The organism is Thalassorhabdus alkalitolerans (assembly GCF_042656525.1).
Taxonomy (GTDB): Bacteria; Bacillota; Bacilli; order Bacillales; family Marinococcaceae; genus Thalassorhabdus; species Thalassorhabdus alkalitolerans.
The window spans coordinates 130,203-143,862 of record NZ_JBHSOZ010000002.1; the positions used below are offsets into that span (position 1 = coordinate 130,203).

Annotated in this window: 12 protein-coding genes; all 12 read right to left on the reverse strand. The window is 44.7% G+C overall.

Going from position 1 to position 13,660, the window contains the following annotated elements; translation table 11 throughout:
* Positions 1 to 377: 377 nt before the first annotated feature.
* Complete coding sequence (locus ACFPU1_RS00690) at positions 378 to 893, reverse strand: acyltransferase (protein ID WP_385937315.1); 516 nt, start codon at positions 891 to 893, stop codon at positions 378 to 380.
* Positions 890 to 1,537 carry a pyrophosphatase PpaX gene (ppaX, locus tag ACFPU1_RS00695; RefSeq protein WP_385937318.1) on the reverse strand — a complete coding sequence of 216 codons (648 nt, stop codon included), beginning with the start codon at positions 1,535 to 1,537 and terminating at the stop codon, positions 890 to 892. The genes ACFPU1_RS00690 and ppaX overlap by 4 nt, the downstream gene beginning before the upstream one ends.
* On the reverse strand, positions 1,527 to 2,486 hold the full coding sequence (locus ACFPU1_RS00700) for a nucleoside recognition domain-containing protein (protein ID WP_385937320.1): 960 nt from the start codon (positions 2,484 to 2,486) through the stop codon (positions 1,527 to 1,529). Before ACFPU1_RS00700 ends, ppaX begins: the two co-directional genes overlap by 11 nt.
* Positions 2,487 to 2,546: 60 nt before the next feature.
* Positions 2,547 to 3,425 carry a prolipoprotein diacylglyceryl transferase gene (lgt, locus tag ACFPU1_RS00705; RefSeq protein WP_385937323.1) on the reverse strand — a complete coding sequence of 293 codons (879 nt, stop codon included), beginning with the start codon at positions 3,423 to 3,425 and terminating at the stop codon, positions 2,547 to 2,549.
* Between the two features lie 163 nt (positions 3,426 to 3,588).
* Positions 3,589 to 4,521 carry an HPr(Ser) kinase/phosphatase gene (hprK, locus tag ACFPU1_RS00710; RefSeq protein ID WP_385937326.1) on the reverse strand — a complete coding sequence of 311 codons (933 nt, stop codon included), beginning with the start codon at positions 4,519 to 4,521 and terminating at the stop codon, positions 3,589 to 3,591.
* A 257-nt stretch (positions 4,522 to 4,778) separates the two neighbouring features.
* Positions 4,779 to 5,138 (reverse strand): phage holin family protein, encoded by a 360-nt coding sequence (locus ACFPU1_RS00715; RefSeq protein ID WP_054636825.1) that lies wholly within the window; start codon positions 5,136 to 5,138, stop codon positions 4,779 to 4,781.
* On the reverse strand, positions 5,138 to 5,338 hold the full coding sequence (locus ACFPU1_RS00720; RefSeq protein ID WP_054636824.1) for a PspC domain-containing protein: 201 nt from the start codon (positions 5,336 to 5,338) through the stop codon (positions 5,138 to 5,140). Before ACFPU1_RS00720 ends, ACFPU1_RS00715 begins: the two co-directional genes overlap by 1 nt.
* A 15-nt stretch (positions 5,339 to 5,353) precedes the next feature.
* A complete protein-coding gene (locus ACFPU1_RS00725) occupies positions 5,354 to 6,532 on the reverse strand; it encodes a DUF4097 family beta strand repeat-containing protein (RefSeq protein ID WP_385937330.1) in 1,179 nt (392 codons plus the stop codon).
* A gap of 343 nt (positions 6,533 to 6,875) precedes the next feature.
* On the reverse strand, positions 6,876 to 9,752 hold the full coding sequence (gene uvrA / locus ACFPU1_RS00730) for an excinuclease ABC subunit UvrA (protein ID WP_385937333.1): 2,877 nt from the start codon (positions 9,750 to 9,752) through the stop codon (positions 6,876 to 6,878).
* Positions 9,753 to 9,759: 7 nt separating this feature from the next.
* Positions 9,760 to 11,736 (reverse strand): excinuclease ABC subunit UvrB, encoded by a 1,977-nt coding sequence (uvrB, locus tag ACFPU1_RS00735; protein WP_385937335.1) that lies wholly within the window; start codon positions 11,734 to 11,736, stop codon positions 9,760 to 9,762.
* A gap of 162 nt (positions 11,737 to 11,898) precedes the next feature.
* Positions 11,899 to 12,126 carry a DUF2198 family protein gene (locus ACFPU1_RS00740; protein ID WP_054636822.1) on the reverse strand — a complete coding sequence of 76 codons (228 nt, stop codon included), beginning with the start codon at positions 12,124 to 12,126 and terminating at the stop codon, positions 11,899 to 11,901.
* A 219-nt stretch (positions 12,127 to 12,345) separates the two neighbouring features.
* Positions 12,346 to 13,536 carry a PDZ domain-containing protein gene (locus ACFPU1_RS00745; protein ID WP_385937338.1) on the reverse strand — a complete coding sequence of 397 codons (1,191 nt, stop codon included), beginning with the start codon at positions 13,534 to 13,536 and terminating at the stop codon, positions 12,346 to 12,348.
* Between the last annotated feature and the right edge of the window lie 124 nt (positions 13,537 to 13,660).

Here is a 13,660-nt window from a genome sequence, read left to right on the forward strand (position 1 = left end):
GCCTGTATGTAGTCAAATCTTTATTAAAATGCCAAGAACCGCTGCATACGCAGTTTCAGCATATTTTTCCGTACACTGTTTTCCATCTAGATAAATCATAGATAGGATTTCCCATATAATCAAATGTTCACTTGTTCTTATTGATTGTTGCTTTAGTTCGCTAATGTACTATCGAGATAAAGAACATAGGTGTAGTGTACACACCTTTTGTTGCATCGTCAAGAGACCGGGGTGCCCACCGGGGTGCCTGGCACCGTTACATGCCGTAATATTTTAATCCCAGTTTCCCTCTTATATCAGCGTTCTTCTTAATTTAACATTACAATCCTCTGCGGTGCCAGGCACCTCCCTCCCCACAAAAAAAAGCGAAGGCTTGTCTAATCAAGTCCTTCGCTTCGTTCTTCCATTTGTTCTTTTGTGTATATCACTTTCATCGGGTTTCCCCCGACAAAGCTTCCCGCCGGGACATCCTTGTGCACGAGAGTGGCTGCCGACACGATAGCACCATCCCCAATAGTCACACCCGGCAGAATGGTTGTGTTTGCCCCGATCAATACCTCATCACCAATTTTCACATCGCCCAGACGGTATTCTTTAATCAAATACTCATGAGCCAAAATTGTTGTATTGTAGCCGATAACTGAGTTTCGCCCCACTGAAATTTTTTCTGGGAACATCACATCAAGCATGACCATCAGGGCAAAGGACGTTTCTTTTCCTACCTCCATGCCAAGAAACCTTTTGTAAAGCCAGTTCTTCATAGGCAGAAAAGGAGTATACCTCGCCATCTGAATGACGATAAAATTCTTTGATACTTTCCAAAACGGGACCGTCTTATAAACTTGCCAGAGTGAATTTGCCTCTTTTACAGAATAACGGTCCGTTTTCCTCATCGTACTCGAACTCCTACATACTTCAGCAGATCAGGCATCTTTTCAAGCATAAGATCCGGCTTAAAAGAGCTGAGATGCTCCTTTCCTTTAATAGACCAGGCTACTCCTGCCGTGTACGTCCCTGCATTCTGGCCGCCAAGAATGTCATAATGACTGTCGCCTACCATCAGAGTGTTATCCGGCCTGGAGCCAAGAGCCTCCATCGCTTGATTTAAAGGTTCCGGGTTTGGTTTCACTTCCTCCACATCGTCAAACGTCACAATACTGGAAAAATAAGGGCTGAGCCCCATCACTTCAATACCCATTAGAGCTGTCTGCTTTCGTTTTGTAGTCACAACAGCCAATTTAAACCCTTCCTTGTGAAGAGTATCCACAGTTTCCTGCACTCCTTCATACTCTTCAATCAGTTCGTCGTGGAAAGACAGGTTATGCTGTCTGTACATTTCTATCATTTCTTCTGCTCGCTCAGGATCGACCTTTCGAAAGCTTTCCGTTAAAGGTGGTCCGATAAACTGAATAATATCCTCTCGCCCGTATGTTCCTGGCTTGTAATGATCCAGTGTATGTCTAAAGGAAGCAATAATTAACTCGTTTGTATTAACCAACGTTCCGTCCAAGTCAAATAAAATCGTATTAATATTCATAGGATGTGGTTTCCTTTCCGGCAAATTCTTGTTTTTTCTCCACCCGGTTCCAAATGTAAGCAATGATCATGGTCAGAATAATTGCAGTAACCAGCCTGATAATAAGAAGAGGAAGAACAGGTATGCCAAGGGGGATAAATATTAGTGTATCCTCTATGACAGCATGACAGGCCACAAGAAATATAAAGACCAGATATAAATCCTTTTTCTTTACTTTATCTTCTTTGGCAGCCTGGATCATCACCCCTGCCCCAAAAGCCAGCCCAAACAACAGCCCTGAAGCCAATGTGGTGGACGTATTTTCCCTAATTCCAAGCATCCTGGTAAAGGGAGACATCCACCGTGAAAAGACTTGCAGCCAGTTAAGGTCTTTCATAATCTGTACAAAAATCATGATAGGGATAACAATCAAAGCAATTTGTATAATTCCCAATGTAGCGCTGGAAACCCCCTGCCAGATGACTCCCATCCAGCCATCAACCTCAGGCTGGCCCGTTCCTGATACAAACCCATATTGAGCCTGTTCTCCTCCCCCCTGCCAGAGCCAGTGAATCATTAAAGCAGAGAAAAAAGCAAGCCCAAGGCGAACCGCCAGAACGACAGACATTCGTATGCCTATTTTTACCGCTACGGCCGATTCGACAAAAAGATTATGAGAAAAAGACAGCATCACAGCAAGGATAAAGACCTCCTTAACTGTGAGATCCATGGTTAGAATGGCACCAATCGCAGCATATAAATTCAGTACATTTCCTAAAACAAGGGGAATGGCAGCTTCACCAGGAAGCCCAATCCACCCCATCATAGGAGCAAGTATACGTGCGATCCAATCAAGAACAGGTGTATAGCTTAAAATGGTTACGATCAGTGTAATGGGAAAAATAATTTTCCCTAACGTCCAGGAGGTCTGCAGACCAACCAGTAACCCTTTTTTCAATGTTTGCCACAAAGTTCTATCACCTGCCTTTTGCCTTTCGAAATTCACTCATCCAGCCTGATCAAGGGCTGCTTATTTTTTCTTTTTCTTTTTGGTCGTTTTCTTTTTACCGTTATTCGTTTTCTTAGGGGCTTCCGCTTCATCATCTAAATACCGTGTATCTGCATATCCCTTTTTCCTTCTGTACCAGATCAGGAAAATAGAACCTGCGATCAATACGAGAGAAACTACCTGTGCCGTACGCAGGAGATCAAAAATCATCAGACTGTCTGTACGCAGACCTTCAATAAAGAAGCGTCCTACTGAATACAGGATGAGATAGGAAAAGAACATCTCACCTTGTCGCAGATTTACCCGGCGGAGCCAGAGAAGAATCGCCAGGACAAGTAGATTCCATAAGGATTCATATAAAAAAGTTGGATGGTAATACGTACCGTCTATATACATCTGATTAATGATAAAATCAGGAATCAGTAAGCCTTCCAGAAACTCTCTTGTCACCGGACCGCCATGGGCCTCCTGGTTCATGAAGTTACCCCATCGCCCAACAGCCTGTGCAAGGATAATCCCCGGCACAACCAGGTCAGTCAGCCTCCAGAAGGACACGCCTCTCTTTTTCGCAAAAACATAGACGGTAATAAAGGCACCAATCAAACCACCATGAATGGCAAGCCCCCCTTCCCAGATCGCAAATGCGCGAAGGGGTTCATGAATGTAGCTTTGCCATTCAAATATCACATAATAAATGCGTGCTGAAACGATTGCTATCGGAAACGCCCAAAGGAGCAAGTCTGCAAACATATCCTTTGGCAATCCTCTTTTTTCAAATTCTCGTGAAACAAGGAGGTATCCTAAAAAGGCACCAATCCCTATAAGAAGTCCATACCAATGCACGGTAAGGGGACCAATTTCAAATGCTACACGGTCATAAGGCTGCGCTGTAAAAATCATATTCGTGACACCTCTGTTCTACAATCACTTTACGTACTTGTTTTACCGGTTTCCTGCTTTCCTTATGCTTCCATACGATGCTTACAAGAGTCAGAGTCTGCACCCTGCATTATCAAAGCGAACACCAGTTTCTTCTTAACATAAAAACGAGGAAGATTCGGGTTTAATAGTCCTGCTCGCCTTCCTCAATGACGTCCGTCAGTCTTTCAGAAAATTTCTCGGCTGTATTAATCCCCATTCGCTTCAAACGGAAGTTCATGGCAGCCACTTCAACGATAACAGCAAGGTTTCGCCCTGGACGCACAGGAATAGTATAGATAGGTACTTCAGTATCAATAATTTTCATGGTGTTTTCTTCTATCCCTAGCCGGTCATAAGCCTTGGTCTGATCCCAGAGCTCCAGGTTAATCACCAACGCTACACGCTTAAATGGCCGAACGGCTCCCGCGCCAAACAGAGTCATTACATCAATAATGCCCAGTCCTCGAATTTCAAGTAAATGCTGAATTAACTCAGGTGCTCTTCCTATTAAGGTTGTTCCATGCTCCTGACGAATTTCCACTGAATCATCAGCTACCAGGCGGTGCCCTCTGCGGACAAGGTCAAGAGCCGTTTCACTTTTACCTACTCCACTTGCTCCTGTTAGTAATACCCCGATCCCGTATATATCCACAAGGACCCCATGAATAGCAGTAGACTTGGCAAGCCTCGCTTCGAGGAAGTTGGTAATCTGACTACTCAGCCTTGTCGTAGTGGTTGCGGAGCTCATTATCGGAACTCCCGTCCTTTGTGAAGCTGCAAGTAATTCATCAGGTGCTTCAATCCCTCGGGAAATAACGATCCCTGGTGTGTCATATGTACAAAGCTTTTCCATTCGTTCCTGCTTCTCCTGCTGCGTCAGCTGCTGGAAAAATGAGAGCTCCGTCCGCCCAATCAGCTGAAGCCTTTTCGCCGGATAGTATGTAAAGTAACCGGCCATCTCCATTCCCGGCCTTGATATATCACTCGTCGTAATAGCCCTGTAGAGCCCGTCTTCGCCACTTAATAACGTTAAATTGAAATGCTCGATCAAGTCATTGGCTGTTACCTTAGGCATTTCCCATCCCTCCAAGCTGTATCTTGCAATATAGGATTTTTCACTTTTTCCATTGTAGCATGAAATATTGAAAATGTAATAAGAACGAAAAGGGCGCCCCGTTTTAATTGAACGTTTGTTTGAAACGTTCAAGCCGCCTTTCATAGAAGGATCGGAGGCTTCATCCTGGTAACCCCTCCACAAGTGGATCACATTTCCCAGCATTGCTTTCTATCAAAAAAAGCGTGAAAGCTTTTTCCGGCCTTCACGCTTTGCTGCTATTTTTTTCGCAGAGGATCTACCACAAAGGAATTAATTAGAGCATTTAATATGGCAATAATAATTGCTGCTAAAAGTGCCATCCAAAAGCTTGAAATGACAAAAGCCTCTCCCATTATTGCGGCTGTCAGCATTAACAACCCAGCGTTAATGATAAACAAGAAAATCCCTAACGTAATAAAGGTAATTGGAAGTGTCAGGATGACTAACAGCGGCCTGATGAACGTGTTAATTATCGACAGGATCAAGCTGGCAACAATAGCTGCCCCTATTCCAGAGAGATGAAAATACTCGCCAAAGAACCCGGCTACCGTCATCAGGACAACCGTATTGACAAGCAGGTATACAAGACACCCCATTAAAAGGTGGCATCCTCTTCATTTGGCATAAGAAATACAAGCAGCAAGTAACCTAGAAGAAACGGTACCCCTGAAGTCACAATAGCTAAAACGACAGTAAGTACACGGACAATCGTGGCGTCAATACCAAAGTAAGCAGCCAGCCCCCCGCAGACCCCTGCAATTTTCCGATCTTCTCTCGTTCGGTACAACTTTTTCATAGGAATGCCCTCCTTTTACCCTTCCATGTTTTTAAGGGAGATCGACCCTGTTTTTGTACTTGCCTCAAGCCTTAACCGAGGTGATCCGCTTTGATTGGATACAAAGGTAATGGATTTTTGAACAAAATCCTTCTTTTCCTCAATGACCTCTACGTTTGGCATCGTCCAATTATAATTCCCGATGTTTGTTTTTAAGATACCATCAGTGCGGATCGTGGATGGGACAGTCACAAAGACACTTCCCGTGGTAGCCGCCAAATTAGCTCTCGTATCTTCAGCAATATTCAAGCGTGCACTAATCGTCCCATTAAGTGACTCGGCTTCAACGTCCTTCATCAACGCTTCAAGCTCAACGGTCCCATGCATGGTCTGGACATCACACTGGTCAATTGTGCCTCCTGAAATGGTAACCGGGCCGCTGACGGTTTCCCCTTTAAACGCTTGAGCGTGGACATCATTAAAAATCATGCTGCCGTTAACGACCTTTGCTGTCAGCAACTGCGCCTTCAATTTTTCCCCTTTAAAATGCCCGTTAAACGTGTAAAACTGCAGGCTGGCGTAGTCCTTTTTCGGCAAATACAAAGTCCCGTTTACTTTAATAGCTTTTGTTTTCGTATGAAAATGAAGCTCCTCTCCGGCTACTTCAAAGTCTGTTTCCTTCAAAAACTCTTCTCTTGCCTCGTCAGGATTTTTTGCTTTATAAACCTTTGCCTTTGTCTCAAGCCGTACATGAGGTTCATCCCATGATTCAATATTTAAGGACCCATTTTCCAGGGAAACGTCTATTTTTGACTGAAACATATTTTGATGCTGGAAAATATGATTAACCTCTACATAAGAACCAAAATTGAAATCAAGATCCAGCTCTTTTATCTTTTGCAGTGTGTTCTCAATAAAATCCGAGAACTTTTTCATGCCTGGTTCTGTCTTATCTTTATCCTTATCCTTCTGCCACTGATTATACCTTTTATTGCCCTCTCCCCAATCTACTTTCGTAGAGAGGTCTGACAGGTGATCAGTAATAGATTTCACTTTCTCCTTTTCGGTAGCAGAAGTTACGTTTTCTTCATTAGTTGTACTGCTTTCCGGCTTCTTCTCTTCCTGATTTAAGGCTTGCAGTAGTTTTGCCCCTTCTTCCGCGGAAATCTTTCCGCTTTCAACCATCTTCAATATCATCTTGCGTTCTTCTTCCATGATTGATCCCTGCCCTTCCTTGCTATTTAGGCCAAGCCGACAACAGATCCTTCTTCAACCTGTTTTTCTTTTATGCAGTAGTCTAACCATTCATACGCATCATCGCCCAAGAATGTTTCAGTTTTCAAAATAGAATATAATAATTTTCTCTTTTTCATGATACCTTCGCTGAAGTTCCTGAGCAATATCTTTCAAGCTCTGCCAGCCAGTCAATTACTTTCTCGAAAATAAACCGGTCTCAGCATCCAAGCAGGTACATAAAACCGGATCGTATATCAAAAAAAGAGGGAGAAGCACACTCTCCTTCTCCCTTTTTGATCCTTCGCGGAGCAGGGAGGCTTCTTTATGATTCGGCTACTTTCTCTGCATACGCCAGCCGTTCCTTCATCCTTTTCTGCTCTCTTTCTAATATAGGTTTTAAATATCTTCCTGTATATGATTCCTTTGCTTCTGCCACCTTCTCAGGTGTCCCGCAAGCTACCAATTTTCCTCCACCGTCACCGCCTTCAGGGCCAAGGTCGATGATATGATCTACCGTCTTGATAACATCAAGGTTATGCTCAATCACAAGCACGCTGTCCCCGTTATCAACTAACCGTTGAAGCACCTTTAACAAACGGTCAATGTCATCTACGTGAAGCCCTGTCGTTGGTTCATCGAGAATATAGAAGGATCGGCCGGTTGGACGCCTGTGAAGCTGGGAAGCTAATTTTACCCGCTGTGCTTCCCCCCCAGAGAGTGTGGTCGCAGGCTGTCCTAATTTAATGTAACCAAGCCCCACGTCATATAAGGTCTGAATCTTGCGCTTGATCTTTGGAATATTTTCAAAGAAATCCAAACCTTCTTCCACAGTCATAGCCAGTACATCTGCAATGTTTTTCCCTTTGTACCGGATTTCTAAGGTGTCCCGGTTATAACGTTTTCCTTTACATTGTTCACATGGAACGTAAACGTCAGGAAGAAAGTGCATTTCAATTTTTATAATCCCATCACCCTTACAGGCTTCGCAGCGGCCGCCACGGACATTAAAACTGAAGCGCCCCTTTTTGTACCCGCGCATTTTTGCTTCATTTGTCATGGCAAAGACATCACGGATATCGTCAAAAACGCCGGTATACGTTGCGGGGTTGGAACGGGGCGTCCGTCCGATAGGTGACTGATCAATATCGATCACTTTATCAATATGATCAATTCCTTCGATTCCTTTATGGGCCCCCGGCTTGTCCTTAGCCCGGTGGAGCTTAAGAGCCAGCGACTTATGCAAAATATCGTTAATAAGTGTACTTTTCCCTGAACCGGACACCCCTGTTACTGCTGTAAAGAGACCAAGGGGGATATCCACCGTTGTATTTTTAAGGTTGTTTTCCTTTGCTCCTTTAATGGTCAGCTTTCGGTCTCCTGCTTTTCTTCGTTCAGGGGGGAGAGGAATAAACTTTTTCCCCGATAAATATTGTCCGGTCAAGGATTCAGGGTCTTCCATTATTTCATCAGGGCTTCCCTGAGAGGTAATGTAGCCCCCGTGCATGCCGGCTCCGGGCCCAATGTCCACTATGTGATCAGCTGCAAGCATTGTATCTTCATCGTGCTCTACGACAATCAGCGTATTGCCCAGGTCACGCATATGCTCAAGGGTGCTGATCAGTCTATCGTTGTCTCGCTGGTGAAGGCCAATTGATGGCTCATCAAGAATGTACAATACTCCCATAAGAGACGAACCGATCTGGGTGGCCAGCCGGATCCGCTGAGCCTCTCCACCAGAAAGGGTTCCGGCTGAGCGGCTGAGGTTTAAATAATCAAGGCCGACATTGACCAGAAAGCCAAGGCGTTCCTCAATTTCTCTTAGGATCATCCGGGCAATTGCCAGTTCTTTTTCATTTAAAGAAAGGCCCTCAAAGAAACTCTTGGCGTCTTTTACCGACATATCTGTTACATGGCCGATATGCTTCTCATTTACAAGGACAGACAAGCTCTCCTTGCGCAGGCGGTGGCCTTTGCATGTGCCGCATGCTTTGTGTATCATATATTGCTCCATCTGATCACGGATATAATCAGAGGAGGTCTCATGATAACGGCGGGAAATATTCTTAAGGACACCCTCAAAATAAATATTTCTTTCCCTCACCTGGCCCCGGTCATTTTCATATCGGAACTTTACACGCTCCTTATTGCTTCCGTAAAGAATGACATTCATTTGATCCTCTGGAAGGTTCTTGACCGGGGTTTCCATGTCAATCCCATAATGATGACAGACTGATTCCAGAAGCTGGGGGTAGTATTGTGAGCTTGTAGGCTCCCACGCCGCAATGGCATGGCCCTTTAACGTCCGGTCCCAGTCAGGGACAACAAGGTCTTTATCGACTTCAAGCTGACTGCCCAGTCCGTCACACGTCGGACAAGCACCATATGGACTGTTAAAGGAGAATATTCTGGGCTCAAGCTCTTCAATGGAAAATCCGCAAATGGGACAGGCATGGTGCTGGCTGAAGAGAAGTTCATCCCCATCGATAATATCAATGAGAACGCGCCCTTCTCCCAGCTCTAACGCCGTTTCCATGGAATCCGTCAGCCTTGTTTCTATACCTTCTTTTACTACAATACGGTCCACTACTGCTTCAATATTGTGCTTTTTATTTTTTTCAAGTGTAATGTCTTCGGAAACCTCACGAATTTCCCCATCCACACGCACGCGGACAAACCCTCTTTTCTTGAGGTCTTCAAGAACCTTCACGTGCTCACCTTTTCGTCCGGAAACAAGAGGAGCCAGAATCTGCAGCTTGGTTCGCTCTTCAAACTCCAAAACCTGGTCTACCATTTGCTGAACCGTCTGGGAGGAAATTTCAGTTCCATGCTTCGGGCAGACCGGCTTGCCAATACGGGCAAAAAGCAAACGGAGGTAATCATAGATTTCTGTTACCGTCCCCACCGTCGAGCGGGGGTTGCGGCTTGTTGTTTTCTGGTCAATGGAAATAGCTGGCGACAGACCTTCAATGGCATCAACATCGGGCTTATCCATTTGTCCGAGAAACTGGCGGGCATAGGCAGACAAAGACTCTACATACCTTCTCTGCCCTTCCGCATATATGGTGTCAAAGGCGAGAGAAGATTTACCCGATCCCGAGATACCTGTAAATACAACCAGTTTATCTCGCGGAATCGTCACATCTATATCTTTTAAATTATGAGAACGCGCACCTTTGACTTGCAGTTTTTCAAGTGCCATGCCTTCGTCATCCTTCCGCTTTAAGCTCTAAAATCATATCTCTCAGCTCAGCAGCTCGTTCAAAGTGAAGATCTCTTGCTGCCTGCTTCATTTCACTTTCCATTTCTGCAATCACTTTTTCTTTTTCTTTCTTGCTCATTTTTGCAAGTGCCGGCTTATCAAGACCATCATCTTCCTCATTCACCACTGTTGCCTGGATGAGCTGAGGGATTTCTTTTTGGATCGTCTGCGGCGTAATATTGTGTTTTTCATTAAACTCTTCCTGCAGGGAACGGCGCCGTTTCGTCTCACTAATCGCAATGTCCATGGATTTTGTAATTTTATCAGCATACATAATGACATGGCCATTTGCGTGACGGGCTGCCCGCCCCATCGTCTGGATCAGCGAACGCTCTGCACGGAGAAATCCTTCTTTGTCAGCATCTAAGATAGCGACCAGGGAAACCTCAGGAATATCCAGCCCTTCTCTTAAAAGGTTAATCCCTACGAGAACATCGAATTGTCCCATCCTGAGCTGGCGGACGATTTCAATTCTCTCTAACGTTTTTATATCGGAGTGAAGATACTTTACCCGGATCCCTACTTCCTTTAAGTAATCCGTTAAATCCTCAGCCATTTTCTTTGTTAATGTGGTAACAAGCACTCGTTCGTTTACTTCTTTTCTTTCATTGATCTCACCAATTAAGTCATCAATCTGTCCTTCAATCGGCCGGACATCAATTGTCGGGTCAAGGAGCCCGGTCGGACGGATAATCTGTTCAATCATTTCAGGAGTTTTTTCAATTTCATAAGGTCCTGGAGTAGCGGACACGAAAATGGATTGAGGTGTTTTCTTTTCAAACTCCTCAAACTTCAGCGGCCGGTTATCCATCGCAGACGGAAGCCTGAAACCATGGTCCACCAGGGTCTGCTTTCTGGCCCGGTCGCCTTTGTACATCCCATTGACCTGAGGAAGCGTCACATGGGACTCATCTACCACTAACAGAAAGTCATCCGGGAAGAAATCGATAAGAGTGTACGGTGTGTCTCCCGGCTGACGGAATGTTAAATGGCGGGAATAGTTTTCGATTCCTGAGCAAAAACCCATTTCCTTCATCATTTCAATATCATAGTTGGTTCGCTGTTCCAGGCGCTGAGCCTCAAGCTCTTTTCCATTGTCCCTGAGCTCCTTTAAGCGCTCTTCTAATTCTTTTTCAATATTTTTGATCGCTCTGAGCAGTTTATTTTCACGGGTCACAAAGTGAGAGGCCGGAAAGATGGCTACATGGTTTCTTTCCCCTTTTATCTCTCCTGTTAACGCGTCAACTTCAGTCATCCGGTCTATTTCATCCCCGAAAAACTCAACCCGGATGCATTGCTCATCCCGTGATGCGGGGAAAATTTCAACAACATCACCGCGAACCCGAAACGTACCGCGAACAAAATTGATATCATTTCTTTCATATTGAATATCCACCAGATCCCGTAACAGCTGGTCTCTTTCTTTTTCCATTCCTGTGCGGAGAGAAACGACCATTTCACGGTATTCTTCTGGAGAACCTAAGCCGTAAATACAAGAAACACTCGCCACAATGATTACATCATTCCGCTCAAAAAGAGCACTGGTAGCTGAGTGTCTGAGTTTATCTATTTCTTCATTTATGCTTGCATCTTTCTCGATAAATGTATCAGATTGAGGGACATACGCCTCAGGCTGGTAATAATCATAGTAGCTGACAAAGTACTCCACTGCATTGTTTGGGAAAAAATCCTTAAACTCGCTGTATAGCTGGCCGGCAAGTGTTTTATTGTGAGCCATAACAAGAGTCGGCTTATTTACCTCTTTTACAACATTGGAGATGGTAAATGTTTTCCCTGTTCCTGTCGCCCCGAGAAGAGTCTGATGCTCTTTTCCTTCATGTACCCCTTTTACAAGCTCTTCAATGGCCTTCGGCTGGTCACCGCCGGGCTCGTATTTAGAAACGAGGTCAAAAGTTTCGTTCATATTTATCCCTCACTTTATTAGACAATTACACGGACCTTGACACACACTAATATCTAACATTATACCACAAAAAAGTGAAAATCAAACGAATAAACGAACGTACATTCGTTTATTACATTATGATTACATTTCTTCCAGGTGCCAGGCACCAAAAAAACCGGCTTAAGGGCCGGTTTTTTGACTTTGTATTTTTCTGTACACAAGGTACGTCCCTGCAAGAAATGAGGCCAGACCTAAGAGCATCACCCAAATCGACCGGGACCACGGCTCTAAAGCAAGAAGGACCATGAGAGTGACCGCGACTGTTCCTATAAAACTATGTGTGACACGGGCCATAAAAAACAATAGAAAAAAAGGCAAAGCCAAAGCTGCAAGTAATTCTATAAACAACTACCATACTCCTCTCACTTTCAAAGCACTTCCATCCTGCTTTGTACAGCAGGCTGACTCCTGGGAAAACAGTATTCAAGGATGCTGCCACAGCAGAGCAAGACCTGCCAACGTTACTTTTCTGCTACAGTCAAACTTTCTTATCCTTAGTGTCTGGTGTCATCCATCACACGATTCAAAGCCTTCGTAAAAAAGGAGGGCCTATCTGGCCCTCCCATGTTATCCGGTTTCTTCCTCAGGCGCTTCTTTTCTCTTCACTAATAATACACCAACATGATGATGAGCACCATGAAAAACAGTTGACTGAGCAAAACGGATTTCTCCGTTTAAATCAGCTACATCAAGCTTACAGTACGCTGAATTTCTCTGCAGCGCTTTATAGAAATCCTTTTCCCCGTTTACAGGGATGCCGTTTACTCTCATAATGATCTCACCTGGCTTGAGCTCCATTTTCTCAGCCGGTGAACCAGGGATCACTCCCAGTACCTTTACCCCTTTGGTCTGCATTGTAAAAAATGGAGGATTAGAGTCTTCCTGTATTTTTCCAACAATAGAAGCAGCAATTCTCAGGACAATTGCCACGATTGCTGTAACGAGCACAAACACCGGATAGAAATAGGCAGCAACAGCTCCTGCCAGAGCAAGAATTCCTGCCCCAATGACTCTCTGGCCATGAAGACTGGCTGCTTTCCAAGGGAGCGTGTGATATATGGTAAAGGAAGTCCCAATCGCCATCGGCACCAGCCAGAGGGCAAGGCCGCCGTCACCTATTGGCAGGACCGGCCACCATCCCAGCCCTTCGATTTCTCCTCCAGGGACAAATACAAACAGTGGAACAAACCATAGTCTTTGCAGCTTATGGGCGCCAATCCATTTTCCTCTTGTACTCTTCTTCAGGAGTGGAGATGTATGCTTCTGACCATTTTTCAGTATTAATATTCCTTCTGCCAGCATGAACAAAGCAAGAAGAAGAACAGCATGCATTAAATTCGCTTCTGCTAACGTCTGCAGCCACCCATCCACAGTCATATTGCCTGTTTCAAGCTGTGAAGGGATAAAATATGCAATGAGGACAGCCAGACCGAGGACATAGGAAGGAGATAACAGCCATGCTCTTCCTGTCAGAAGAAATACAACGTACAGCAGGCCGACCAGCAATAAAAATGACCACGGAACGGAAGCCCCTGCTAAGAGAATAACTATTGAAACAGCAGCACCTGCCAGGAGCCCCGGAACCATTGGTGTAAGCAAGTCATCGAGGGTATCCTGTACTCTCGTATGAAAATCAGCTCTTTCTTTTTTTACCCGTCTGTATCCTAGAAGGATCATTGCTATTAAAAAAATGTAGGTTAATGGATGTGCAAAAAAACGTCCAATTGCTATGAGTAGTTCCCATCCGATCGCTCCCATAAAAGATGCCCCTTTTCTATGCCGTGCAGCTTGGGTGTAAGTTGGTTGCAACGGTGTAGTTGTAGTGTCTATTAAAATAAACTTGCCTGCCCCATTAGTATCCAGTGTACCTCTCTGCTTACCC